Origin of the sequence: Pseudomonas sp. Q2-TVG4-2, assembly GCF_013620795.1 — a bacterium.
In the GTDB taxonomy this organism is placed as follows: Bacteria; Pseudomonadota; Gammaproteobacteria; order Pseudomonadales; family Pseudomonadaceae; genus Stutzerimonas.
In genome coordinates, this window is the sequence record NZ_LGLW01000006.1 from 187,585 (window position 1) to 213,486 (window position 25,902).

Below are 25,902 nucleotides of genomic sequence, written 5' to 3' on the forward strand. Positions count from 1 at the left end.
TTAATTGCCCAGTTGTTCGGCGAGTTCGGCCGAGCGGTGTGCGGCTGCATTCATCGCTTGTTGAACCAAGGGCTCGAAGCCGCCCGCCTGGAAGGCTTTGATCGCCGCTTCGGTGGTTCCGTTCGGCGAGGTGACCCGGCGCCGCAGTTCCGCTGCTTCGAGGTCGCTTTCGCAGGCCATGCGGGCAGCGCCCAGCGCGGTATGCAGGGTGAGCTGCGCCGCGGTTTCGCGCGGCAGGCCGAGCTGCTCTCCGGCCGCGGTCATGGCTTCGATCATCAGGAAGAAGTACGCCGGGCCGCTGCCGGATACCGCAGTGACGGCGTCGATCAATGCCTCCTTGTCTAGCCAGAGCGCCAGACCAACCGCCGACAGCAGCTGCTCGGCCTGCTGTTTCTGTGCGTCGCTGACCTGGGCATTGGCAAACAGCCCGCTGACGCCCTGGCGCAGTAAGGATGGTGTATTCGGCATGCAGCGCACGATCGCTCGTGGCGTCTGCGCGCCCAGCCAATCCTGCAAACTGGTGCAATTGATCCCGGCGGCGATCGACACGATCAGCTGATTCGCTTGCAGATGCCCGGCAAGGCCACGGCAGACCGCCTGCATCACCTGTGGCTTGACTGCCAGCACGACGACATCGGCACCAGCCAAGGCCTGGCCGTTGTCCGCAAAAGTCTCGATGCCGTGGGTGGCCTGGAGCTCGGCGCGGTTGTCGGCGCCGGGATCGCTGGCACAGATGGAGGTGGCTGGGATGCCTTGGGCACGGAGCCCACCGATCAGGCTGGCAGCCATGTTGCCGCCGCCGATGAAGGCAATACGGGGTGTGCTCATGCGTGGGTTCCTTTGTTCATGCGGGCGGGCGGCCATAGTCTCGAGCACCGAACAGAGCGGTGCCGATACGGACCCAAGTGGCGCCTTCGGCGATGGCGGCCTCCAAGTCCTGGCTCATGCCCATGGAGAGAGTGTCGAGTTCGAGGTCGAGCTCGTTTTGCAGTTGACGCAGGCGGGCGAAAGCGGCGCGCTGCTCGGCGGGGTCGTCGGTCGGTTCGGGAATCGCCATCAGCCCGCGCAAACGGAGGCGGGGTAGGGCGGCAATGGCGTGGGCCAGTTCCGGTACATCCTGCGGTTCGCAGCCGGACTTGCTGGCTTCGCCGCTAACGTTGACCTGCAGGCAGATATTCAGCGGTGGCAGTGATTCGGGACGCTGGTCGGAGAGCCGCTGAGCGATCTTCAGGCGGTCCACCGAATGAACCCAATCGAAGTGTTCGGCGATCGCCTTGGTTTTGTTTGACTGAATGGGGCCGATGAAATGCCAGGTGAGGGAGAGGCCGCCCAGGTCGGCCTGTTTGTCCAGCGCCTCCTGCAGGTAGTTCTCGCCAAAATCGCGCAGACCGGCATCGCTGGCCTGGCGAATGGCGTCGGCGGGCTGCGTCTTGCTCACGGCCAGTAGGCGCACCTCGTCGGGATCGCGCGCTACAGCTTGCGCCGCCTCACGGATGCGCGCTGCGACCTTTGCAATATTGTTCGCTATCGTGGACATTACCTGCGCCTGCCACCTTAGGGTCTGCGCGGCATTCTACCTGCTTGCTTGTAATTGGGGAGTCCCATGGATATCACAGAACTGCTGGCCTTCAGTGCCAAGCAGGGTGCGTCTGATTTGCACCTGTCTGCCGGCCTGCCGCCGATGATCCGCGTCGACGGCGATGTGCGGCGAATCAACCTGCCGGCGATGGACCACAAGCAGGTGCACGCGCTGATCTACGACATCATGAACGACAAGCAGCGCAAAGATTTCGAGGAATTCCTCGAGACCGACTTCTCGTTCGAAGTCCCTGGCGTGGCGCGCTTTCGGGTCAACGCGTTCAACCAGAATCGCGGTGCCGGTGCGGTGTTCCGGACCATTCCGTCGAAGGTGTTGACCATGGAAGACCTCGGCATGGGCGAGGTCTTCCGCAAGATCACCGACGTCCCGCGTGGCCTGGTGCTGGTGACCGGTCCCACCGGCTCGGGCAAGTCGACCACCCTGGCGGCCATGCTCGACTACCTGAACAACACCAAGTACCACCACATTCTCACCATTGAAGATCCGATCGAATTCGTTCACGAATCCAAGAAGTGCCTGGTCAACCAGCGCGAAGTGCACCGCGATACCCTGGGCTTCTCAGAAGCCTTGCGCTCGGCGCTGCGGGAAGACCCGGACATCATCCTTGTCGGCGAGATGCGCGATCTGGAAACCATTCGCCTGGCGCTGACTGCCGCGGAAACCGGCCACCTGGTGTTCGGCACCCTGCACACCACCTCGGCGGCCAAGACGATCGACCGCGTAGTCGACGTATTCCCTGCAGAAGAGAAATCCATGGTCCGCTCGATGCTATCCGAATCCCTGCAGGCGGTGATCTCCCAGACGCTGCTTAAGAAGGTCGGTGGCGGCCGGGTCGCGGCGCACGAGATCATGATCGGCACACCCGCGATCCGCAATCTGATCCGAGAAGACAAGGTGGCGCAGATGTATTCCTCGATCCAGACCGGTGGATCGCTGGGTATGCAGACGCTTGACTCCTGTCTCAAGGGCTTGCTGGCCAAAGGGTTGGTCTCGCGCGATAGCGCCAAGGAAAAGGCCAAGCAGCCGGAAAACTTCTAACCTACCGTAGGCTCGGCGGCGTTGTCGCCGGGCTTTCGCTTCGCTACGACGCGGCTACGCCAGACTACGAGAACGACGATGGAATTCGAGAAACTGTTGCGCCTGATGGTGGAAAAGGGCGGCTCCGATCTGTTCATCACCGCTGGTGTGCCGCCTTCGATGAAGGTCAATGGCAAAATCCTGCCGGTGAACAAGACACCAATGTCGCCGGAGATGACCCGCGAAACCGTGCATGCCGTGATGAACGAGCAACAGCGCCGCGAGTTCGCCGAAAACCACGAATGCAACTTCGCCATCAGCGCGCGCGGCATCGGCCGTTTTCGTGTCAGCGCCTTCTATCAGCGCAATCTTGCCGGAATGGTGCTGCGCCGCATCGAAACGAACATTCCGACGCTCGAAGAGCTCAAGCTACCGGACGTGTTGAAGAAGCTGGCGATGACCAAGCGTGGCTTGGTGCTATTCGTCGGTGCGACCGGCACCGGCAAGTCCACGTCGCTAGCGGCGATGATCGGCTACCGCAACAAGAATTCCAGCGGTCACATCATTTCCATTGAAGACCCGATCGAGTTCATCCATCAGCACCAGAGTTGCATCGTCACTCAGCGTGAGGTCGGCATCGACACCGATTCCTTCGATGTGGCCCTGAAAAACACCCTGCGTCAGGCCCCTGACGTAATTCTCATCGGTGAGGTGCGGACCCGTGAAACCATGGATTACGCTGTGGCTTTCGCCGAAACCGGCCACCTCTGCCTGGCGACCCTGCACGCTAACAACGCCAACCAGGCGCTGGACCGGATCATCAACTTCTTCCCTGCCGATCGTCAGCAGCAGGTCTGGATGGACCTCTCGTTGAACCTCAAGGCCATCGTCGCCCAGCAGCTGATTCCCACGCCGGATGGCAAGGGGCGCCGTGCTGTTATCGAAGTGCTGATCAACACGCCGTTGGCGGCCGATCTGATCCGCAAGGGCGAGGTGCACGAACTTAAGTCACTGATGAAGCGCTCCACCGACCTCGGCATGCAGACCTTCGATCAGGCGCTCTACAACCTCTACGTGCAGGGTGAAATCACCTATGAGGACGCTTTGCTCCACGCCGACTCGTCCAACGACCTGCGCCTGATGATCAAGCTGGGCTCGGAGACTGATGGCGAGCACCTGTCCAGCGTCTCGCAGGGACTGACCCTGGAAGCCAGCGACGACAATCCCGGTCGCAGCTTCCGCTGATTAGATCTGTCCGGGCAGGCCGATGCGTTTACCCGGGCGGCTGGCAACACACTCGGCCTGGCCATCACGTTGGGCGCCGGCTCGGGCGCGGCTCATCAGCTGCGGAATTAACGGGCCTTCCGGCAGGTTTTTCCAGAAGCGTACGGGCAAGTTGCTCTGCATCACCTCGCGGTTGAGCCGTGCCGGGTTGAAGGTGCTTTCGTAGTAGGTTTTCCACAGTTGCGCGCCCGGATCTTGTGCGGTCTGTGCCAGCTGCCTCCAGGCGGGTGGGCAGGGCTCGGCGTAGTGCATGACCTGGCCATCCCATAGCACCGCGTCATCCGGTGTTGCGATCAGCCAGGAATGCAAGCCCATCCGTTCGGCGAAATGGAGCGCCGCGCTGGGCAGGATATCGTGTGCAGGCTCGAACCAGGCCACATAGTCCGGGGCGTCTTTTGATTCCGTTGGACTGAAGCGGAGAAAGGCATGCAGATGGTGCGTTTCGCGGCGTACTGCCTTGATCCGCGCCTGAAGCTCGCTGCCATCGGCATCGCCGACCAGTCTCGCTGTTTGATCACCTTTGGCGACTCGCCAGAGAATGCGATACAGCAAGCTCCAACGATCACCCGTGCGAAAGCGCGCAGCTGCCTCCAGTTCGGCTAGCAGTTGCCGTTGAATGCGTATCGGCCGGGGCTGCTCGATCAGCTCGAGCGCATCCGGCTGATCGAACAGACCACCCGGCGTGTCACCGCTTAGCCATTCCACCTGATGCGGTGCGACCCTGCCGAGCAGCAGACGGCGCGCGGCGGCGCGCCAACCATTGAAACTGCCATCAAAACGTACCTGGCGCATCACCAAAGCCCCATCTGTACGGGGCCTTCGCTGAGCTGCCGGCGCAAGGTGGCTGACTCACGGTAAGCCAGACTGGGTCGGTAGTCCTGGGTAATGACGAAAGGTTTGGCTTTCTCCAGCGAGCAGCGCAGGCGGGTCAGGTCTTCGAAGCGGATGTGCTTCTGCCGACGCAGGGCGACCAGGCGTTTGGCACTGAGTATCCCGATCCCAGGGACGCGTGCGATCAGTGCGGGCTCGGCTCGGTTCAGATCCACCGGAAACTGGTCTCGATTGGACAGGGCCCAGGCCAGCTTGGGGTCGATGTCCAATGGCAGGTTGCCGGGGCCGCTGAGCAGTTCGCTGGCCTTGAAGCCATAGCCGCGCATCAGAAAGTCGGCCTGATACAGGCGATGCTCGCGCAGCAGCGGCGGTGCTTCGAAGGGTACGGTCTTGGGGCTGTGCGGAATCGGGCTGAACGCCGAGTAGTAGACCCGGCGCAGACGGTAGTCGCCATACAGCGACTGAGCGGTATGGAGAATCGTGCTGTCGTCCGTAGCATCGGCACCGACGATCATCTGGGTACTCTGGCCCGCCGGAGCGAAGCGAGGCGCGCGTTTTTCCGCCTGGGCTTCGGTCTCGCCCTGGTGAATCGAACGCATCGCCTGTTTGATCGTCACGATCTGCTTCTCCGGCGCCAGGCGGATCAGGCTGGATTCGGTCGGCAGCTCGATGTTGACGCTGAGACGGTCGGCGTAACGGCCTGCTTCTGCGATCAGAAGAGGGTCAGCATCGGGAATGGTTTTCAGGTGGATGTAGCCACGGAACTCGTGCTCCTCGCGTAGCAGCCTGGCCACGCGATTCAGCTGTTCCATGGTGTAGTCCGCCGAGCGAATGATGCCTGAGCTGAGGAACAGGCCGCTGATGCAGTTTCGGCGGTAGAAATCCAACGTCAGCGTCACTACCTCTTCCGGTGTGAAGCGAGCGCGGGGTACATCACTCGAGCGCCGATTAACACAGTACTGGCAGTCATACAGGCAGAAATTGGTCAGCAGAATCTTCAGCAGCGCTACGCAACGCCCATCCGGTGTAAAGCTGTGGCAGATGCCCATACCATCTGTGGCGCCGAGCCCGCTGCGGCCTTTCGAGCTGCGTTTTGGTGCGCTGCTGCTGGCGCATGACACGTCGTACTTCGCGGCGTCGGCCAGTACGCTGAGTTTCTCTATCAGTTGCATGAGGGCTGCCATAACACTGTTTGTATGTACAGTATCACGATGGCGTGGCTGAACAACGCCCGCTCGGCAGAAGCTACAAGCAATCGGAATCGGATAAGCTCAACGGGCGTTACCCAAACCAGACAGCGAGGCTCAGATGCGGCAGAACACCCATAGCACCCTGATCGGTTATCTTCTGTGGATCTTTGGATTCCTCGGCTCCCACCGTTTCTATTACGGCAAGCCGATCACTGGCACCATCTGGTTCTTCACCCTCGGCTTGTTCTTTGTCGGCTGGATCATCGATCTGTTTCTCATCCCGTCGATGGATCGGCAGGCCGACATGCGCTTCCAGCCGGGACCGATCGATTACACCGTGGCCTGGATCCTGCTGACCTTTCTCGGCGTGTTCGGCGTGCACCGTATGTATCAAGGCAAATGGATTACCGGCCTGATCTATCTGTGCACGGGCGGGCTGTTCTTCCTGGGCGTGCTCTATGATTTCTGGACGCTGAACAGCCAGATATCGATGCGCAACATGGAAAAGCGCTGGTAGCGGCGAGTCTCAAGGCGGCCTGGGCTTGCGAGCCGGGCCGCCTGAGCATCATCGAGTCAGCCTTGGAAGGCGACTCGGCCGTCCACGATTGTGTGGCGCACTGCGCCCGGCAGACAGTGGCCGATGAAGGGGCAGTTGCGGCCTTTTGAGTGCCAGACTTCGCCGGCCAGCGTAGAGCTGCGCGGATCGAACAAAACCAGATCGGCAGCTTCGCCTACAGCCAGTCGTCCGACAGGCAGACGCATCGCGGCGGCCGGGCCGCTGCTCAGGCGGGCTAGCAGCGCTGGCAGTTCGAGCAGGCCATCTTCCACTAGCGTCAGAGCCAGCGGCAGGAGAATTTCCGCGCTGCTGATACCTGGCTCGGTTTCACCGAAAGGTGCCTGTTTGGCATCTGCTTCGTGGGGCTGATGGTGGCTGGAGATCACCGAGATGACACCGGATCTAACGGCATCACGCAGGCCCTCGCGGTCGGCTGCGCTGCGCAATGGCGGCTGCACGTGGTAAAGGCTGGAAAAGCCATGCAATGCGTCATCGGTCAGGATCAGCTGATACATCGCCACATCGGCTGTGACCTGCAGACCGCGCGCCTGGGCTTCGGCGATCATCTGTGCACCACGGGCTGTGGTGAGCTGGCTGAAGTGGGCGCGAACGCCGGTCTGCTCAACCAGCAGCAGGTTGCGCGCCAGCGCGATGGTCTCGGCGGTTTCGGGGATGCCGGCCAAGCCCAGGAAGGCCGCTGTGGGGCCTTCGTGAGCCAGCCCACCGGTGGCCAGGTCGGCGTCCTGGGAGTGGATAACCACCGTGAGGTCGAACGTCGCCGCGTATTCCAGAGCGCGGCTAAGGTTGCGATTGCTGTTGAAGTTGGTCAGGCCGTTGCCGAAGGCGACGCAGCCAGCATCGCGCAACGCCACCAGCTCGGCGAGCTGTTCACCCGCCAAGTCGCGAGTCAGGGCGCCGATCGGGAAGACCTTGGCATGACCGGACTCGCGGGCGCGGTCGAGAATCAGCTCGGCAACCGCCGCGGTGTCCAGCACCGGCCGGGTGGCTGGTGGGCAGCACAGGCTGGTGATGCCGCCTGCCGTAGCGGCGAGTGTCTCGCTGGCGATGTTGCCCTTGCGGCTATAGCCCGGCTCGCGGAGGGCGACGGACAAATCGACCAGGCCGGGCGCGGCGACCAGACCCTGGGCGTCGATGGTGTGCGCTGCGCTGAAGCCTGCCGGCGCCTGGCCGATCGCAACGATCCTGGCGTCCTGGCAGTAGATATCGGTGACTTCATCGCGCCCGCTGGCAGGGTCGATCAGGCGTGCACCGAGGATTTGGGTTGGCATCAGTTCTGCTCCTCGGCTGCGTATTCGTTTTCGAGCTGCCGTTGGGCAGTCTGGCCGCTCATCGCCATGGAAAGCACTGCCATACGGATTGCGATGCCATAGGTCACCTGGTTGAGAATGACCGACTGAGGGCCATCCGCCACTGCCGACTCGATCTCGACGCCACGGTTGATCGGCCCCGGATGCATAACGATCGCGTCCGGTTTGGCCAATGCCATGCGCTGTGTGGTCAGACCGTAGAGGCGGTAGAACTCGCCCTCGCTGGGCAGCAGGCCACCTTGCATACGTTCACGTTGCAGGCGCAGCATGATCACCACGTCGACGTCGCGCAGGCCTTCGTTCATGTCGTGATAGATGCTGACGCCGTACTGCTCCAGACCGACCGGCAGTAGCGTTTTCGGACCGATCACACGAATGTCCGGACAGCCGAGGGTCTTCAGGGCAAGCATGTTCGAGCGGGCCACCCGCGAATGCAGTATGTCGCCGACAATAGCCACCGACAGTTTCTCGAAGTCGCCCTTGTGTCGGCGAATGGTGAGCATGTCGAGCATGCCTTGGGTCGGATGCGCGTGGCGACCGTCACCGCCATTGATGACCGCCACATCGGGGCAAACCTGTTCCGCGATGAAATGCGCGGCGCCTGAATCGGCGTGGCGGACAACGAACATGTCGGCGGCCATGGCTTCAAGGTTGCGCAGCGTATCGGTGAGGGTTTCGCCCTTGCTGGTGGAAGAGGTCGAGACGTTCAGCGTGATTACGTCTGCCGATAGCCGCTGGGCCGCCAGTTCGAAGGTGGTGCGGGTGCGCGTGGAGTTTTCGAAGAAGACGTTGCAGACAGTTTTGCCGCGCAGTAGCGGGACCTTCTTGACTGCCCTGGCGCCGACCTCGAGAAAGGAGTCGGCGGTGTCGAGGATTTCGGTAAGCAGTGCGCGCGGCAGGCCATCCAGGGACAAGAAATGGCGCAACTGACCGTTGTCGTTCAGCTGTAGCGGGCGCTTGGCGTCGATAGGCGTCATCGCGAGGGTCTCAATTGGCGGAGGCGAGGGTCTGGAGCTCAAGTGCGAGCGGGGTGGGGCCAAGCAATTTGACGCGTTGGTCGGGCGGCAGAGATAGCGTCGCCCCGACCACGTCCGGTCGGATCGGCAGCTCGCGAGCGTTGAGGTCGAGCAGGCAAATCAGGCTTACGCTGGCGGGTCGGCCATAGTCGAACAGCTCGTTGAGTGCGGCGCGGACGGTTCGCCCGCTCATCAGCACGTCGTCAATGAGCACCAGGTGTTGTCCATCGATCTCGAACGGCAGCGCCGAGGGGCGAACCTGGGGATGCAGGCCGTTCTGGGTAAAGTCGTCGCGATAGAAGGACACGTCCAGCACACCGAGGGCTTCCTGTTTGCCGCGCAAGTCCAGCAGTGCCTGGGCGACCCAGACGCCGCCGGTGTGGATGCCGATAAAGCGGGGCCCCAATATGCCGTGGCTGCTCAGGTGCTGCTCCAGTGCTGCGGTCATTTCCGGAAGCAGTTGGTCAGGATTCGGCAGGATCATTCGTTTCTCTCCTTGAAGCGGCTTTCAGGCGTTGTGCTGCGCGGTCAGCCAGCCTTCGAGTAAAAGGGCCGCGGCGAGGGCATCGACCGGGCGCTCGCGATAGCCGCCTTGCTGTCCGCCGCGCAGGCGCTCGCCTTTGGCTTCGTAGGTTGTCAGGCGCTCGTCGTGGGTGTGTACCGGCAGATTGAACCGGCCGTTGAGGCGACGCGCGAACTTCTCCGCGCGAGCGCTCATCTCACTGGGACTGCCATCCATGTTCAATGGCAGGCCGACCACCAGCGCATCGGGTTGCCATTCGCGCAATAACGCCTCGATCTGCGACCAGTCGGGCACGCCGTTTTGCGCCTTGATCACGCAGAGTTCTCGCGCCTGGCCAGTGATCGCCTGGCCGACCGCGATGCCGATCTGCTTGGTGCCATAGTCGAAGCCCAGCAATAGGCGCAGGGCGGTCATGCGTGGCCGACCTGGCTACTGAGCAGGCCGAGGTCAACCCCTAGCGATGCAGCGGCGGCAGACAGGCGTTGCTCATGGGGCAAATCAAACAGGATATGCGGCTGCGCCGGGCAGCTCAGCCAGGCATTGTCGACCAGCTCCGCCTCGAGCTGGCCCGGCTCCCAGCCGGCGTAGCCGAGGGCGATGAAATGCTGTCTCGGGCCATAGCCATCGGCAATTGCAAAAAGCACGTCCTGGGACGTGGTCACACCTAGCTCGCCAAGTCCGAGCGTCGCCTGAAACTGGGCGTCGGATGGGTGCAGTACGAAGCCTCGGTCGGTCTGCACCGGGCCGCCGGAGAAGATCGATACCTGCAGGCTGCCTTTGTCGATGGGTTCTTCCGGGCGCAGTTGCTCGAGGATGTCGGCCAGATTCAGCCCGCTTGGTCGATTGACGATGAGCCCCATCGCACCGTCCCGATTGTGCTCTACAAGGTAGATCAATGCCTGGGCAAAGTTAGGATCTGCCATGTGTGGCATGGCAATCAGAAAATGATGCTTGAGGTAGCTGGGCGAGGTTGCGTTCATGGGCGCTAGCTTAAGCGTTGCGAGCAGGGTCGTGAAGCCGCTCGAGCTGGCTTGTTGTGCTCGAGGTTTCACGGCCTGCGTTTGATCACCAATCAGCGGCTCGATAGCCGGTCGCCGCGCTCGAAACGCCAGGTCCTGATGATTTCGACCTGGTCGAACTTCTGCGCCAGCTCGCCGGAAAAGGGCGCGAAGGGTGCTGCGAGCCTGACGATGCGCATGGCCGCCTCATCGAGCACTGCTTGACCGGAGGATTCGAGCACCCGAAGCTCCTGTACCGCGCCGTTGCGATCAATGACCACCAGCATGCGCAGGCTGCCATATATCTGTTGACGACGTGCTTCGTCGGGGTAGTTGAGGTTACCGATACGCTCGACTTTCTTGCGCCATTCGTCGCGGTACCAGGCGCTGATGTCGCGCATGGTGGCGGCGCTGTTCTGGCGGCTGACCCGCGGCCGCTTGGCGTATTGCTCGACCTGCTGGGCCAGCTCCGCCTCGAGGCTGGCGATCTCCGCGCTGAGCTGTGAGCTGTCATAGACGGGCGCCGGCTGCGCCTGGGGCTGCGGCTTGTTTTTCTGGGGTTTTACCGGGGTCTTGTCCGGTTGCGGCGCGCGGGTCGCCACGGCAGTCTTCGGCGCCTCGCTGCGAGTGCTCGGTGGCGGCGAGGAGGCGGGCGTCACCTTGCGTACCTGGGTGTCCTGAAACGGTGCTTGCTCGGTCGTTTTCGGCGACGCCTTATGTTCCAGCGTGCCGCTGCCCTGCTGGTTGTCCTGCGCGAGGAAGTCGGCCTCTTTCGGCTTGTCTTCGCTTTTGAAAGTAGACAGGGTGATTTCCAGTGTCTTGCTGATCTGCTTCGGCTCGGATAGCGAGAAGCCGAGGCCGAGGATCAAGGCTGCATGCAGCGCGGCGGCGAGAAATATCGTGAAGCCGAGACGATCCGCCGGACGGACGCCGGTATGGGCAGGAGTGGGTTGGCGTGTAGCGGCGTTCATCGCATTTCAGTCGGCTCGAAGTGCGCGCAGTCTGCCCAGCGTGACTGCAAAAGTCTATGAACCAGGCGGCAGCTTTGGTGAGTCAGTATGACGAGGTAGCGGAGAAGGGTGGCCGGCAATCCGCTCTGCCTGCGGAGGGTTGCGGCTGGCCCAGCGCGCCAGCCGCTGTCGCTTGCTAGGCGTTGTGCCGGTCTTGCAGTTTCGTGGCGATAGCATCCATCAGGCGCTCGCCGATACGGGTATTGAACGCGTTATCGATCTCGCGAATGCAGGTCGGGCTGGTGATGTTGATCTCAGTAAGAAAATCGCCGATCACGTCCAGTCCGACGAACAGCAGTCCACGCTTTCGCAGCTCCGGCCCGACGATGCCGGCAATCTCTCTATCGCGATCGGACAGCGGTTGTGCCACACCGCGTCCGCCGGCGGCAAGATTGCCACGGGTTTCACCAGCGGCCGGGATGCGAGCCAGGCAGTAGGGCACCGGCTCACCGTCGATCATCAGGATTCGCTTGTCGCCATCCTTGATGGCCGGGATGTAGCGCTGCGCCATGATCTGGCGACTGCCATGCTCCGTCAGCACTTCAAGAATCACCGAAAGGTTCGGATCGCCTTCGCGGTGGCGGAAAATCGAGGCGCCGCCCATTTCATCCAATGGTTTGAGAATGATGTCACGCTGCTCGCGGGCAAACTCCCGCAGAATGTCGGACCGTCGACTGACAAGCGTCGGCGGCGTGAGTTGCGGGAACTGTGTAGCAAAGAATTTCTCGTTGCAATCGCGCAGGCTCTGCGGTCGGTTCACCACCAGCGAGCCGGCTTGTTCGGCAAGCTCCAGTAGGTACGTGGCGTACACGTACTCGCTATTGAAGGGTGGGTCCTTGCGCATCAGGATGACGTCGAGCTCGGCCAGTGCGCTGTCGACCTCTTCGTCGGCCTCGTACCAGCGTTGGGGGTCGTTGAAGACCTGGAGCGTGCGCATGCGGGCACGCGCTTCGCCGCCGAGCTGGTAAAGATCGCGCTGCTCCATGTAGTAGAGCGTCCAGCCGCGGGCCTGAGCAGCCAGCAACATCGCCAGAGAGCTGTCCTTCTTGAATGCGATCTGCGCGATTGGGTCCATGATGATCCCGACGCGAACAGTCATGTGATGATCTCCAACGAGGGGCAGGACGGAGCTGCCAGGGGCTTGAAAGGTCGACGCAGATTGGCGGCGGTTGTGCGTTGGGTCAAGGAAAATCCCGCTGCTCCGGCGTCAGATAGCTTGCATTTGAGGAGTGTGCTAAAAAGGTCCGGCGATTGGGTGCAGCCCATCGATGACAGGGCCTCTGGCGCACTGACATAACGATAAACTACGACTCACCGAGGCGATGGTAGGGCGAAATGGAACAGCACTCCGAGGGCTTGAAGGTCATGGTGATCGACGATTCGAAAACGATTCGTCGCACCGCCGAAACGCTGCTGAAGAAAGTAGGTTGTGATGTGATCACGGCGGTGGATGGCTTCGATGCGCTCGCCAAAATCGCGGATAGTCACCCGCGCATCATTTTCGTCGATATCATGATGCCCCGACTTGATGGTTATCAGACCTGTGCGCTGATCAAGAACAACAGTTCTTTCAAGTCCACCCCGGTAATCATGCTGTCCTCCAAGGATGGCCTGTTCGACAAGGCCAAGGGGCGGATCGTGGGGTCAGACCAATACCTCACCAAGCCTTTCAGCAAAGAAGAGTTGCTCGGTGCTATCAAGGCCCATGTGCCCGATTTCGCACCGGTAGAGCAAGTATCCTGAAGTTCGGCCCTGTGTGCCGCTGAAGCCTTTCCCACGGAGTAACCATGGCTCGCGTTCTGATTGTTGATGACTCGCCGACCGAGATGTACAAGCTGACGGCCATGCTGGAAAAGCATGGCCATGTCGTTCTGAAAGCCGAAAACGGTGCCGATGGCGTAGCGCTTGCGCGCCAGGAAAAACCGGACGCCGTTTTGATGGACATCGTTATGCCCGGTCTGAATGGTTTTCAGGCCACTCGCCAGCTGACCAAAGATGCTGAAACCAGTCACATTCCGGTAATCATTGTGACGACCAAGGATCAGGAAACCGATAAGGTCTGGGGCAAGCGTCAAGGTGCCAAAGATTACCTGACCAAACCAGTAGATGAGGCGACGTTGCTGAAGACCCTGAACGCCGTACTGGCCGGTTAATCGGCGGTTTCGTAATTCGGACAAGGGATGTTGCCAGCATGTCGGATACGCCTACGCCGTTTCAGCGACTTCTGGAAATCGATGCCCGTTGCCGAGCGTTGGCTGCTGGCCTGCCTTCGCAGCAGGAAGCCATCCAGACCTGGGCTGGCATCGGTTTTCGAATGGGGGGGCGTTTGTTCGTTGCCCCAATGGGGGAGGTCGGCGAAATACTCCATGAGCCTCGCTACACGCTGCTGCCCGGTGTAAAAGCCTGGGTGAAGGGTGTGGCGAATGTTCGCGGCAGGCTGTTGCCAGTCATGGATCTGTGCGGTTATTTCGGTTTGGAGCTGTCGCCTTTGCGCAAGCAGCGGCGGGTTCTGGTGGTCGATCACCAGGAAGTATTTGCGGGGCTGACGGTCGACGAGGTGTTCGGCATGCAGCATTTCCCGGTAGATGCTTTCTCCGAACAGCTGCCGCCGGTTGAGGCGTCGATTCAGCCCTTTATTCATGGTGTGTTTCAGCGCGAGCAGCCGTGGCTGGTGTTTAGCCCACACGCGCTTGCCGCGCATCAGACATTTCTGGACGTGGCGTATTGATTTAGGTGGGGTCGGCTAATGCCGGCCTTTTGGTTCTTGGAAGGAAACGTACGGGTGGTCCAGGCGGGGGCCGGAAAAATGAAAAAAATGAACGCAAATGCATTGCTGGCAGGGGTACGTAGCAATACGTTGATCGCCGGGCTGTTTATCCTTCTGATCGTGTCGATGGTGCTGTTGTTCGTGAACTTCGCGTACATCAATACCCAGGCCGACTATGACAATGAATATATCGGACACGCCGGTGAGCTGAGAGTTCTGTCGCAGCGCATCGCGAAGAACGCGGTAGAAGCAGCCGCCGGTACGCCGGATGCGTTCGACTCGCTGAAAGACGCACGAAACGACTTCAGCGAGCGCTGGGGCTATCTCTCCGAAGGTGATGAGCGCATCGGGCTGCCGGCGGTTCCACAGTCGCTGCAAGCCGAAGTCGCTGCGGTGCAGCAGGATTGGGATACCTTGCGGCAGAACACCGACGCGATTCTCGCCAGCGAACAAACCGTACTGTCCCTGCATCAGGTCGCGGCCACCCTCGCCGAAACCATTCCGCAATTGCAGGTCGAGTACGAAGAGGTTGTCGACATCCTTCTGGAAAGTGGCGCCCCGGCGGCTCAGGTTTCCGTCGCGCAGCGTCAGTCGCTGCTTGCCGAGCGTATTCTGGGTTCGGTGAATAAGGTGCTTTCCGGTGATCAGGACTCGGTTCAGGCGGCCGATATGTTCGGTCGCGATGCAAGCCTGTTCGGCCGCGTACTCAACGCGATGCTCGAAGGCAACGAAGCCATGGGTATCACTCGAGTCAATGATGTCGAGGCGCTGGATCGTCTGGCCGCGATTTCCGAGCTGTTCCAGTTCGTATCGGGTTCGGTAGACGAAATTCTCGAAACCTCACCGGAGCTTTTCCAGGTACGTGAGTCATCGAACAGCATTTTCGAGGTGTCGCAGACCCTGCTCGATAAGACATCGGTGCTGACCCAGGGACTTCAGGGTCGTGCCGAAGCCCGCTACATTAATACCTTGGCTGGGTATCTCCTCGGCGCGCTGGCCCTCGCCTCGATCTTGCTGATCGGTCTGGTTATGGTTCAGGAAACACGTCGTCGTCTGAGTGAAACAGCGGAAAAGAACGAGCGTAACCAGACGGCAATTCTGCGCTTGCTCGATGAGATCGGTGACCTGGCTGACGGTGACCTTACGGTAGCCGCCACGGTAACCGAAGACTTCACCGGTGCCATCGCTGACTCGATCAACTACTCCATCGACCAGTTGCGTGATCTGGTCGAAACGATCAACCAGACTGCCGTTCAGGTATCGGGCGCAGCCCAGGAGACCCAGGCGACCGCCATGCATTTGGCCGAGGCTTCCGAACACCAGGCCCAGGAAATTGCCGGCGCCTCCGCGGCGATCAACGAAATGGCCGTGTCGATTGACCAGGTATCGGCCAACGCCGCCGAGTCCTCTGCTGTGGCGGAGCGGTCCGTAGCCATTGCCAACAAGGGCAACGAGGTGGTGCACAACACCATAACCGGCATGGACAATATCCGTGAGCAGATCCAGGATACGTCCAAGCGAATCAAGCGGCTTGGTGAGTCGTCCCAAGAGATCGGTGACATCGTCAGCCTGATCAATGACATTGCCGACCAGACCAACATCCTTGCATTGAACGCCGCCATTCAGGCCTCCATGGCCGGTGACGCAGGCCGAGGTTTCGCTGTGGTTGCGGACGAAGTACAGCGCCTCGCTGAACGTTCATCCGCTGCGACCAAGCAGATCGAAGCGCTGGTTAAGACTATTCAGACGGACACCAACGAAGCCGTTATCTCCATGGAGCAAACCACCTCCGAAGTGGTGCGAGGCGCTCGCCTGGCCCAGGATGCGGGTGTCGCGCTGGAAGAGATCGAAAAGGTATCCAAGAGCCTTGCAGCCTTGATTCAGAACATCTCCAACGCGGCCCGCCAGCAGGCTTCGTCGGCCGGCCATATCTCCAACACCATGAACGTCATCCAGGAAATTACCTCGCAGACCTCCTCGGGTACCACCGCTACCGCTAAGAGCATTGGTAACCTTGCGAAGATGGCCAACGAAATGCGCCATTCGGTTTCCGGCTTCACCTTGCCGGAAACGCAGGATCAGGCCTGACTGAGAGCACAGCGGCCGGCTACGGGCGCTGTGAAAGTCCATGAGTAAGGGGCAGGGCATGCAGCCAAGCGTTGACTGGTCACTGAGACCCTTGGCCGATATGTCGTCAGCGGAGTTTCATGACTGGCAAGCCTTGCTCGAAGAGCGCTCCGGTATGGTGGTTACCGAACAACGTCGGATATTCCTGCAGGCGAATCTGAGCAGCCGCATGCGCGAAGTCGGAGTGACTGACTACGCCAGCTATTACCGCCAGGTTACCGATGGTCCGCGGGGCGCGGTGGAATGGTCAACGCTGATGGATCGCCTGACGGTACAGGAAACCCGCTTCTTTCGGCATCCACCGTCGTTCGCGCTGCTGTCTGCCTATATGCAACAGCGGTGCGAGTCGCGCGGCGCTGCACAGCCCTGGTCGTTGTGGAGTGTGGGGTGCGCAAGCGGCGAGGAAACCTATTCACTGGCAATCTGCGCAGCGGAAGCGTTGACGCTCGACGGCTGTGACGGGCAATACGGCGTGATCGGCACCGATATCAGCCTCAGCGCGCTGAGCCGGTCACGGGATGGGCTTTACAGCCGCCGCCGACTCGAGCAGATGGACCCCGATCTGTGCGCTCGGTATTTCCAGCCAATGCCGGACGGGCGCTTCCAAGTGACGCCCAGCCTGGCTGCGCGCGTGTGCTTTGCCAGACTTAACGTGCTGGAGCTGAACGGTGCGCCTATGTCCGATATGGACGTCATTTTTTGTCAGAACCTGTTGATTTACTTTCGTCGCTGGCGCCGCCGCGAAATCCTCAATCGTCTGGTCGAACGCCTGGCGCCGGGAGGATTGCTGGTTATCGGTGCAGGCGAGGTGGTTGGCTGGCAGCACCCAGAGCTGGTGCCGGTAGCTGATAGTCAGGTTTTGGCCTTTACCCGGAAATGTTTATGAGCGGAGTCGCTATGGGTGATCGGCACGATTATGTCGCCCTGGAGTGGGTGAAAGGCGAGATTGCCGAAACGTTGAAGCAGGCACGGCAGGCCTTGGAAGCGTTCGTCGAAAACCCGCAGGACTCGACGCGGATGCGCTTCTGCCTGACCTATGTGCATCAGGTGCACGGCACCCTGCAGATGGTCGAGTTCTACGGCGCTGCATTGCTTGCCGAGGAAATGGAGCAACTCGCCCGCGCCTTGCTGGACGAGCGCGTCGCCAGCCAGGCCGAAGCGCTTGAAGTGTTGATGCAGGCGATTCTGCAGATGCCGGCGTATCTGGATCGCATCCAGAGTGCCCGCCGTGACCTGCCAATGGTCGTGCTGCCTCTGCTCAATGACCTGCGTGCCGCGCGGGGCGAGAAGCTGCTATCGGAAACCAGCCTGTTCTCGCCCGATATGTCGGCCCGGACGCCGGCCCTGTCGGGCGAGTTCCTGGCTCAGCGGCAGACCTCGGATCTCCCCGGCTTGCTTCGTAAGCTACGGCAGATGTTGCAGGTGGCGCTGGTCGGGGTGATTCGCAACCAGGATCTGCCTACCAACTTGGGGTACATGGCGCGGGTTTTCGCGCGTCTGGAAATGCTCTGCAAGGATGCACCGCTGGGTGCGCTGTGGCAGATCGCATCGGGCGTGGTCGAGGGCATGGCCAGTGGCGCGGTCACTAACGGCACCACGATTCGCAACTTGTTGCGCCAGGTCGACAAGGAGCTCAAGCGGCTTGTGGCGCAGGGCGCCGACGGGATTAATCAGGCTGCACCGGACGAGCTGACCAAGAATCTGCTTTTCTATGTCGCTAAGGCACCCTCACAGTCTCCCCGTATCCAGGCGTTGAAGGCCGAATACAGCCTGGACGATGCGTTGCCCGACAGCGCCGTGGTCGACGAGGAGCGTGCCCAGTTGGCAGGTCCGGATCGCGGGGCTATGCGTTCGGTTGTGGCTGCGCTATGCGAGGAGCTGGTCAGGGTTAAGGACAGCCTGGATCTGTTCGTACGCAGCGATCGCATGGGTCTCGCCGAGCTCAGCGCGCTGCAACCGCCGCTCAAGCAGATCGCCGACACGCTTGCGGTGCTGGGTTTCGGCCAGCCACGCCGGATCATTCTCGATCAGATCGGAGTGATCGATGCCTTGGCGCAAGGGCAACAGCAGGCCGATGATGCGGCGCTGATGGATGTTGCGGGTGCGCTGTTATATGTCGAGGCGACCCTGGCTGGTATGGTCGGTGGCACGTCTGACGAGCGAGGCGAAGAAAGCCATCTGCCAACTACCGATGTTGCCCAGATTCATCAGCTGGTTATTCGCGAAGCGCGTACGGGCCTGGAGCAGGCCAAGGACGCCATCATCGAGTTCATCGCGTCCCAGTGGAATCATCAACATCTGGCTCGAGTGCCGGAGCTGCTGACGCAATCGCGCGGTGGGCTGGCGATGGTCCCGCTTGCCCGTGCCGCCGCCCTGCTGGAGGCCTGCAATCGCTATATACAAGAACAACTGCTCGAGCCTCAGGCGATTCCGGATTGGCAGAGCCTGGATACGCTCGCCGATGCGATAACCAGCGTCGAGTATTACCTTGAGCGCCTTAGCGAGGACTGTGGATCGCAGGGTGATCTGATTCTCGACGTGGCCGAAGAAAGCCTCGAGACGCTGGGCTATCCATTGCGCGAGCAGCCGGTGCTGAACCACCGCGATGAGCTCAGTGCTGAGGCAGATCTCACGCTGTCCGATCCGCTGGACGAGATCGAAGTGTTGCCGGAACCAGACCTGGTGCTCTCTGACACATGGCAGTCGGATCAAGGCAACCTGCAATCCGGTGGTACATCGGCTGAGGACCTGGCGGCTGGTGCGGCCGAGTTCGTCATTGATTGGAATGACGAAGAACACAGCGTCCACGGCGATGATGCAATCGAGTCCGATGTTACCGCTTGGCCGAGCGAGACCATCGAGCTCACCGAGCCTGAGTTTGCGCCCACTGTGAAGGCTGATGACCTGTCGGAGGGGGCTATCGAGCAGGCTGAGGGCGATTTGCTCGGCTATACGGTGGATTGGAGTGAGGCTGAAATGGCTGAGCTCGATATGCCTGAGGTCATACTGCCTGAACCGGTCGAGCAGCCAGCTGCGGCGGAACCGGCGATGAGCATGGAAGACGTCATGGCGGCGCCGGCCGTCTCGATCAATCCCCCTGCACGAAATATTCCGCAGAGCTTGTTGCCGCCGCCTGAAGGCGAGGAGCCGGTTGATGAAGACCTGCTTGAGGTCTTCATCGAGGAAGCGGCAGAGGTTCTCGAAACGATTGGTGAGTATTTGCCGCGGTGGTGCGCCGACACCACGGATAAGGGGGCCCTCGGTGAAGTGCGGCGAGCCTTCCACACGCTCAAGGGTAGCGGACGCATGGTGCGCGCCCTGATCATCGGCGAATTGGCGTGGTCGGTGGAAAACCTGCTAAACCGTGTCCTCGATCGCAGTGTCGAGGCGAGTGATCCGGTGAAGAAGCTGGTGGCCGATGTGGTCGCGCTGATGCCGGCGCTGGTCGACGAGTTCGCTGCCAAGGCGCAACGTCAGCGCGACGATGTCGATCGGTTGGCGGCCGACGCACATGCGCTGGCCAAAGGTCAGCCGACCGACCCTGATCCGCAAGGCGGCGATGCGCTCGATGAGCCATCACAGGAGCCGGCCAACGAAGACGTGCTGGACCCGCAATTGCTGGAAATCTTCCGCAACGAGGCGGAATCCCACCTCACCACACTCGTCGATTTTCTTGCCGATTGTGCGCAACGTCTTCCCCAGCCGGTGACTGACGCCCTGCAACGAGCGCTGCACACCTTGAAGGGCAGCGCACATATGGCTGGAATCCTGCCGGTGGCGGAAATTGCCACTCCGCTGGAGAAGATGGTTAAGGAGTTCAAGGCCAATCTGATTCAAATGGATCTGGCCGAAGCGGAGCTGCTACATGCGGCTGAACAGCTGCTGCGTCGTGGGCTGGAGCACCTAGAGCGCGACCCGTTGGCACCGATCGAAGGTGCTGAAGACTTCATCGCTCGGGTCCACGCATTGCACCAGGCTCGGCTGGAGGACGCTGGCGAGCGTGGTGACAACCAACAGGGTGAGCCTCGCGATCCCGGCATGATTGCGTTGTTCCTGTCCGAAGGCATGAATATCCTGCTGGATGCCGAAGACCTGCTGCAGAGCTGGCGCGAGCATCCTGCCGAACGCCAGGAACTCACCGCACTGCTGGAAGAGCTTACGACGCTCGGGCTCGGTGCGCAGATGGCCGATCTCCCGCAGATCGACGCGCTGTGTCAGGTGCTGCTCAACCTGTATGCGGTTGTGCAGGACGGCCGTCTCGCGGTTAGCGCGCGGTTCTTTGATGACGCTGAAGAGGGGCACGAGGCGCTGGTCGGCATGATGGACCAGGTCGCTGCGGGTCTTCAGGTGACCGGACAGCCTGAACTGGTGGCTCGCCTCCAGGATCTGCTAGCCGAGGCGATCGACCCGTATTCATACGAGCTGCCTGCCGACGAGACGCAGCCGGAATCCCTTGCTACTACCACTTCGGTTGGCGACGTAGCCCAGAATACCGCCGAAGCCGAAGCCGAAGCCGAAGCCGATGCTTGGCCTGCCGAGTCTCGCTCGGAAGTGGACGAGCTGGATGAAGAAATGGTCGAGATTTTTCTCGACGAAGCCGTCGATTTGCTGGAGAGCGCGGGTGGCGCGCTGGAACGCTGGCTTGGAGATTCGTCCAACCAATTGGCGCTCTCCGCCCTGCTGCGTGACCTGCATACCCTCAAGGGCGGCGCGCGGATGGCCGAGATCCGGCCGATCGGCGATCTGGCCCATGAGCTCGAAACCCTTTATGAAGGGCTGTCCGACGGTCGCTACGTGCATGCCGACGATCTCGCCACGTTGCTGCTGCGCAGCCACGATCAGCTTGCAGTGCAGCTGGAGCAGCTCCAAGCGCACAAGCCAATGGATGCCGCAGTAGGGCTCATCGAGCGTATTCGGGCCTATCGGCAGGGCGTCACGCCGGCCTTCGAAAAAGGTGCTACCGCACTTGAGCAAGCGATAACTCCGTCTGAGGGCACAGACGCGGTGCCGGCCGATGAACCTGCGCTTCTGGAGCCGGCGGACCTGATTGACGAGACCCCGCGCATTCCCGACGCGGAGGCATCGATCGACTCGGATATCGGTCAGGCAGAGGGCAAAGGCACATCGGACGGTGCGCTCGCCAGCGAGCCTGGAATCCCGGACGAAGAGGTGCCAGAAGTTGCGGCAGAGTTACTGGAGTCCGAAGCGATCGAACAACCCCAGGCGAAGGTGTCTCCAGCCATCGCAGAGCCCGCCACGGCCGAGGCCACCGGTTGGGAGAACCGTGATCCCGAACTGGTGGAGATCTTTCTGGAGGAAGGTTTCGACATCATCGAACGAGCCGGCGCATCGCTGCAGCGCTGGATGGACGACGTCGGCAATAGCTTTGAAATTGAAGCGCTACAACGGGATCTGCATACGCTCAAAGGCGGAGCGCGGATGGCGGACATACGTGAGATCGGGGATCTCGCGCATGAGTTGGAGTATCTCTACGAGGGGCTGTGCGCCGGTAGTTATCGCGCAAGCCCAGCACTGTTCACACTGCTACAGACCTGCCACGACCGGCTCGCGGCGATGCTCGATGCCGTACGTGCTTACCGCGAGCTGCCCGGCGGGCAGGATCTGATCGAAACCATTCGGCAGTTTCGAGCGAGCCCTGAAGAACAACTGAGCATGCCCAGCAGCGTTGCCTTGACAGCGGCTCAGGACGCTGCCCAGGACGCCGCCGAATCGGAGATCCTAGACATCTTCGTCGAAGAGGCCGATGAGCTGCTCGAAGAGATGGAATCCGCGCTGGGACGCTGGGAAGCTACACGTGACGGCACAGCACCTCTGGTTGACATGATGCGCGTGCTGCATACGCTGAAGGGCGGCGCGCGCCTGGCTGCCCAAGGGCGCCTGGGCGACATGGCGCATGACCTCGAACAGCGCCTCAGTGAGGCGCAACAGCAGGGCAGTGGCTGGACGGATAGCGTGTTCTTGGATGTACAGGGCAGCTATGACGGCTTGATGAAAGAAGTCGAATCGATGCGCTCGCGCTTGTCGAGCGAATCCGATACCGCTACCGATGAGCAGCCGCAGGAGCATGATCAGGGCGATCATCCCGCCTCTTCCGTCATTACGCTCGAAACGCCTATCGTCGCCGCCAGTGCTCAGGCGCCGATCACCAGTGCGCCGGCCAAGGTTTTGCCTTTCATTCGTCGCGCCGAGCAGGCAGCGCTGGACGCCGCGTCCCGTCGTGCACCACAGGAACTGGTGAAGGTACCGGCCGACCTGTTGGAAGGGCTGGTCAATCTGGCGGGCGAAACCTCGATTTTCCGTGGACGGGTCGAGCAACAGGTCAGTGACGTAGGCTTCACGTTGGGCGAGATGGAAGCCACTATCGAGCGGGTACGTGATCAATTGCGGCGGCTGGATACTGAAACCCAGGCGCAGATCCTCAGTCGCTATCAGGCCGAAGCGGAGCGCGCCGGGTACGATGATTTCGATCCGTTGGAAATGGATCGTCACTCGCAGCTCCAGCAGCTTTCCCGCGCATTGTTCGAGTCGGCTTCCGACCTATTGGACCTGAAGGAAACCCTGGCCGCGCGTAATCGCGATGCCGAAACCCTGCTGCTGCAGCAGGCGCGGGTCAATACCGAGCTTCAGGAAGGTCTCATGCGCACGCGCATGGTTCCCTTTGATCGGCTGGTGCCACGCCTGCGCCGGATCGTCCGTCAGGTGGCTGGCGAGCTGGGCAAGCAGGTCGAATTTCATGTCGGCAATGCCACGGGTGAGATGGACCGCAGTGTCCTAGAGCGCATCGTTGCGCCGCTGGAGCACATGCTCCGCAATGCCGTCGACCACGGAATCGAAACCGCAGCCAAGCGTGTGGCGGCGGGCAAGCCCGAGCAGGGCAACATTCGTCTCGATCTGAGCCGTGAAGGTGGCGACATCGTTCTGGCGTTGAGCGACGACGGAGCGGGCATCAATCTGGAAGCTGTTCGTCGTAAGGCGATTGAGCGTGGCCTGATGCAGTCCGGCAACGATCTGTCGGACCATGAGGTACTGCAGTTTATTCTCGAGGCGGGATTCTCCACCGCCGAGCAAGTAACCCAGATATCCGGCCGTGGTGTCGGCATGGACGTTGTGCATTCCGAGGTCAAGCAGCTCGGCGGCTCCATGAGCATCGAGTCGAGGCTCGGCAGCGGTACGCGCTTCCTGATCCGCCTGCCGTTTACCGTATCGGTCAACCGGGCGCTGATGGTGTACTCCGGGGAGGATCTGTATGCGATCCCTCTGAATACCATCGAAGGTATCGTGCGGGTGTCGCCATACGAGCTGGAAGCCTACTACCAGCCGGGCGCTTCGCGTTTCGAGTATGCGGGTCAGACCTACGAGTTGCGCTATCTCGGCGAGCTGCTGAACAACGGTCAACGGCCCAAGCTGGTTGGCCAGAGCTTGCCTTTGCCGGTAATCCTGGTGCGCTCGAATGAACACAGTGTGGCGGTGCAGGTCGACAGCCTGGCCGGCTCCCGCGAAATCGTGGTGAAGAGCCTGGGTCCGCAGTTTGCCACCGTGCCGGGGATTTCCGGTGCGACCATTCTTGGTGACGGTCGGGTGGTGGTGATTCTTGATCTACTCGCGACAATCCGCGTCCTGCATGCGCACCTGCTCACGCAGCTGCAACCGCTGCGCCTGCTTGGCGGGGATGAGCCGGCAGAGGTCGAAGCTGATCGGCCAACGCTAGTGATGGTGGTGGATGATTCGGTCACCGTGCGCAAGGTAACCAGCCGCCTGCTGGAGCGGAACGGGATGAACGTACTGACCGCCAAGGACGGCGTCGACGCCATCACCCAGCTGCAGGAACGCAAACCGGACATCATGTTGCTGGACATCGAAATGCCGCGCATGGATGGTTTCGAAGTGGCGACCCTGGTGCGCCACGATGAACACCTGAAGGATCTGCCGATCATCATGATTACCTCGCGAACCGGTGAAAAGCATCGGGATCGGGCAATGGGCATCGGTGTCAACGAGTACCTCGGTAAGCCGTATCAGGAATCGCTGCTGCTTGAGACGATCCAGCAACTGGTCAAGCGCCATGAGTGAAGTCGTTGCGGCACGCATCGGCGTGATCGCCGACACCTCCCTGCAACGGCACGTGCTGCAGCAGGCCTTGAGCGCCAACGGCTACAAGGTGGTGCTCAACAGCGACCCCGCAAGGCTAGAGGAAGCGGACCTGATGGCGGTGGAAGCCGACCTCTGGCTCGTCGATCTGGCCCAGACGGAAGACTCGCCCCTGGTCAACGCGCTGCTCGAACGAGACAGTTGCCCGGTTCTGTTTGGAGAGGGGCATGCCCCGGAGCGCCACTCCGAGCACTATCCTCGTTGGGAACGACGCTTATTTGGCAAGCTGAAACGGCTGGTCGGTGATCCATCACGGGCCGTCGGCCCGCGCCTTGAAGTGCTGCGCGAGGACGCGGAACGCCCGGTGCGCCTGCAGTTGCCTGGGGCGCTGGCTAATGCCGATTCGATGACGGGCGAACCGGCTCATGAAGTTTGGTTGTTGGCGGCATCGCTGGGCGGCCCGGAAGCGGTAAAGGCGTTTCTCGATGCGTTGCCGGGTGGCTTGCCGATTGGCTTCGTCTACGCTCAGCATATCGAGGCGAGTTTCGAGTCGGCGCTGTCGCAAGTGGTGGGCCGGCACAGCCAATGGAATGTCAATTCGAGCCGGGAAAACGATTCGATTCGCTGTGGCGAAGTCATCGTGGCGCCCATCAGTCAGGAGATGGGCTTCGGCAAGGATGGCACCATGTTGTTTAGCGGACGCAGCTGGCCCGAGCCCTACAGCCCTTCCATCGATCAGATGATGCTCAACCTGGCGCAGCAATTCGGCAGCCGTTGTGGCGTCATTGCCTTCAGCGGCATGGGCAGCGATGGCAATGCGGCGGCCGCCTACGTGCTGCGCCAAGGTGGCAGAGTCTGGACCCAGCGCGCCGATTCCTGTGTCTGTTCGAGCATGCCGGACTGTCTTCGCGAGGGCGGCTACAGCTCACTCAGTGGCGATCCGCGCGAGCTGGCGCAGGCCCTGGTCAATCATTTCGCGCAACAGGCCAATCAGCCTGTCGTGGCTTTACAATTGGATACCCCATGAGTCAATCCGCTATCACTCAGGATACGTCTGCCAGCGTCACCGGCCTCCTGGTGCCTTTGGCTGACCGCACACTGCTGTTGCCCAACGTCGCCGTCGCCGAGCTGATTCCTTATCGCCCCCCGCAATCCACTCAGGGCATGCCGTCCTGGTTTCTCGGACAGGTCACCTGGCGTGACCTGACGTTGCCGCTGCTGTCATTCGAGGCGGCGTCCGATGGGCAGCCCGAAACGGGTTCACAGGCGCGCGTGGCGGTGCTCAACGCCTTGGGCGGACGCGATCACGTGAAATTCATCGCCTTGCTGGTGCAGGGCATTCCTCGCTCGATCAAGGTTGACCCGAGCCTGGCACGCTCGGACGTGGCGCTCGCGCCGCTGGAGTTGGATGCGGTCAACCTCGGTGACGTACAAGCACGGATTCCGGACCTGGTCGCGCTGGAGCAGAAGCTGGCGGATGCTGGGTTGATTTGATAGGCCCGCTTAGCTCGGCTTCTGCGACCGCCCGTTACTCAACGATACGGTG

The 25,902-nt window shown here is 61.3% G+C and carries 22 protein-coding genes; 11 read left to right on the top strand and 11 right to left on the bottom strand.

Features of this window, described 5'->3' with window-relative positions; all coding sequences use genetic code 11:
- On the bottom strand, positions 1-828 hold the full coding sequence (proC, locus tag H3028_RS14250; RefSeq protein ID WP_181297718.1) for a pyrroline-5-carboxylate reductase: 828 nt from the start codon (positions 826-828) through the stop codon (positions 1-3).
- Positions 829-844: 16 nt separating this feature from the next.
- Complete coding sequence (locus tag H3028_RS14255) at positions 845-1,537, bottom strand: YggS family pyridoxal phosphate-dependent enzyme (protein ID WP_181297720.1); 693 nt, start codon at positions 1,535-1,537, stop codon at positions 845-847.
- 66 nt (positions 1,538-1,603) lie between these two features.
- Between H3028_RS14255 and pilT the strand changes: the two genes are divergently transcribed.
- On the top strand, positions 1,604-2,638 hold the full coding sequence (gene pilT, locus H3028_RS14260) for a type IV pilus twitching motility protein PilT (protein WP_181297722.1): 1,035 nt from the start codon (positions 1,604-1,606) through the stop codon (positions 2,636-2,638).
- Positions 2,639-2,716: 78 nt separating this feature from the next.
- The gene (locus H3028_RS14265; protein ID WP_181297724.1) at positions 2,717-3,862 is read left to right on the top strand and encodes a PilT/PilU family type 4a pilus ATPase; all 1,146 of its coding nucleotides are present in this window, start codon (positions 2,717-2,719) and stop codon (positions 3,860-3,862) included.
- On the opposite strand, the gene H3028_RS14270 is transcribed toward H3028_RS14265, so the two are convergent.
- Both H3028_RS14270 and H3028_RS14275 read right to left on the bottom strand, forming a co-directional pair.
- On the bottom strand, positions 3,863-4,693 hold the full coding sequence (locus H3028_RS14270) for a TIGR03915 family putative DNA repair protein (protein WP_181297726.1): 831 nt from the start codon (positions 4,691-4,693) through the stop codon (positions 3,863-3,865).
- On the bottom strand, positions 4,693-5,904 hold the full coding sequence (locus tag H3028_RS14275) for a putative DNA modification/repair radical SAM protein (protein ID WP_181297728.1): 1,212 nt from the start codon (positions 5,902-5,904) through the stop codon (positions 4,693-4,695). The genes H3028_RS14270 and H3028_RS14275 overlap by 1 nt, the downstream gene beginning before the upstream one ends.
- A 136-nt stretch (positions 5,905-6,040) precedes the next feature.
- On the opposite strand from H3028_RS14275, the gene H3028_RS14280 reads away from it, so the two are divergent.
- The gene (locus H3028_RS14280) at positions 6,041-6,439 is read left to right on the top strand and encodes a TM2 domain-containing protein (RefSeq protein ID WP_181297730.1); all 399 of its coding nucleotides are present in this window, start codon (positions 6,041-6,043) and stop codon (positions 6,437-6,439) included.
- 56 nt (positions 6,440-6,495) lie between these two features.
- On the opposite strand, the gene H3028_RS14285 is transcribed toward H3028_RS14280, so the two are convergent.
- The 7 genes from H3028_RS14285 to gshB all read right to left on the bottom strand — a co-directional run bounded on the left by H3028_RS14285 (position 6,496) and on the right by gshB (position 12,452).
- Positions 6,496-7,767, bottom strand: coding sequence for a dihydroorotase (locus H3028_RS14285; protein WP_181297732.1), 1,272 nt, complete (start codon positions 7,765-7,767; stop codon positions 6,496-6,498).
- A complete protein-coding gene (locus tag H3028_RS14290; protein ID WP_168422810.1) occupies positions 7,767-8,783 on the bottom strand; it encodes an aspartate carbamoyltransferase catalytic subunit in 1,017 nt (338 codons plus the stop codon). The genes H3028_RS14285 and H3028_RS14290 overlap by 1 nt, the downstream gene beginning before the upstream one ends.
- Positions 8,784-8,793: 10 nt before the next feature.
- Positions 8,794-9,306 carry a bifunctional pyr operon transcriptional regulator/uracil phosphoribosyltransferase PyrR gene (gene pyrR, locus H3028_RS14295; RefSeq protein WP_181297734.1) on the bottom strand — a complete coding sequence of 171 codons (513 nt, stop codon included), beginning with the start codon at positions 9,304-9,306 and terminating at the stop codon, positions 8,794-8,796.
- 24 nt (positions 9,307-9,330) lie between these two features.
- A complete protein-coding gene (ruvX, locus tag H3028_RS14300) occupies positions 9,331-9,759 on the bottom strand; it encodes a Holliday junction resolvase RuvX (protein WP_181297736.1) in 429 nt (142 codons plus the stop codon).
- Complete coding sequence (locus H3028_RS14305) at positions 9,756-10,325, bottom strand: YqgE/AlgH family protein (protein ID WP_181297738.1); 570 nt, start codon at positions 10,323-10,325, stop codon at positions 9,756-9,758. Before H3028_RS14305 ends, ruvX begins: the two co-directional genes overlap by 4 nt.
- A 92-nt stretch (positions 10,326-10,417) precedes the next feature.
- The gene (locus H3028_RS14310; protein WP_181297740.1) at positions 10,418-11,314 is read right to left on the bottom strand and encodes an energy transducer TonB; all 897 of its coding nucleotides are present in this window, start codon (positions 11,312-11,314) and stop codon (positions 10,418-10,420) included.
- Positions 11,315-11,489: 175 nt separating this feature from the next.
- Positions 11,490-12,452: a glutathione synthase gene (gene gshB / locus H3028_RS14315; RefSeq protein WP_181297742.1), complete on the bottom strand. Its 963-nt coding sequence runs from the start codon at positions 12,450-12,452 to the stop codon at positions 11,490-11,492.
- Between the two features lie 236 nt (positions 12,453-12,688).
- Here gshB and pilG point away from each other — a divergent pair, with 236 nt between their 5' ends.
- The 8 genes from pilG to H3028_RS14355 all read left to right on the top strand — a co-directional run bounded on the left by pilG (position 12,689) and on the right by H3028_RS14355 (position 25,850).
- Positions 12,689-13,096 (top strand): twitching motility response regulator PilG, encoded by a 408-nt coding sequence (pilG, locus tag H3028_RS14320; RefSeq protein WP_019339789.1) that lies wholly within the window; start codon positions 12,689-12,691, stop codon positions 13,094-13,096.
- A gap of 44 nt (positions 13,097-13,140) precedes the next feature.
- Positions 13,141-13,506, top strand: a complete 366-nt coding sequence (gene pilH, locus H3028_RS14325) for a twitching motility response regulator PilH (protein WP_021206021.1) — start codon at positions 13,141-13,143, stop codon at positions 13,504-13,506.
- A 38-nt stretch (positions 13,507-13,544) separates the two neighbouring features.
- On the top strand, positions 13,545-14,081 hold the full coding sequence (locus H3028_RS14330; RefSeq protein ID WP_168422804.1) for a chemotaxis protein CheW: 537 nt from the start codon (positions 13,545-13,547) through the stop codon (positions 14,079-14,081).
- 78 nt (positions 14,082-14,159) lie between these two features.
- Positions 14,160-16,208 carry a methyl-accepting chemotaxis protein gene (locus H3028_RS14335; protein ID WP_181297744.1) on the top strand — a complete coding sequence of 683 codons (2,049 nt, stop codon included), beginning with the start codon at positions 14,160-14,162 and terminating at the stop codon, positions 16,206-16,208.
- Between the two features lie 58 nt (positions 16,209-16,266).
- On the top strand, positions 16,267-17,133 hold the full coding sequence (locus H3028_RS14340; RefSeq protein ID WP_181297746.1) for a CheR family methyltransferase: 867 nt from the start codon (positions 16,267-16,269) through the stop codon (positions 17,131-17,133).
- Between the two features lie 11 nt (positions 17,134-17,144).
- Positions 17,145-24,338 (top strand): Hpt domain-containing protein, encoded by a 7,194-nt coding sequence (locus tag H3028_RS14345; RefSeq protein ID WP_181298151.1) that lies wholly within the window; start codon positions 17,145-17,147, stop codon positions 24,336-24,338.
- Positions 24,331-25,383 carry a chemotaxis protein CheB gene (locus H3028_RS14350; protein ID WP_181297748.1) on the top strand — a complete coding sequence of 351 codons (1,053 nt, stop codon included), beginning with the start codon at positions 24,331-24,333 and terminating at the stop codon, positions 25,381-25,383. The genes H3028_RS14345 and H3028_RS14350 overlap by 8 nt, the downstream gene beginning before the upstream one ends.
- Positions 25,380-25,850 carry a chemotaxis protein CheW gene (locus H3028_RS14355; protein WP_181297750.1) on the top strand — a complete coding sequence of 157 codons (471 nt, stop codon included), beginning with the start codon at positions 25,380-25,382 and terminating at the stop codon, positions 25,848-25,850. Before H3028_RS14350 ends, H3028_RS14355 begins: the two co-directional genes overlap by 4 nt.
- Positions 25,851-25,902: the final 52 nt, after the last annotated feature.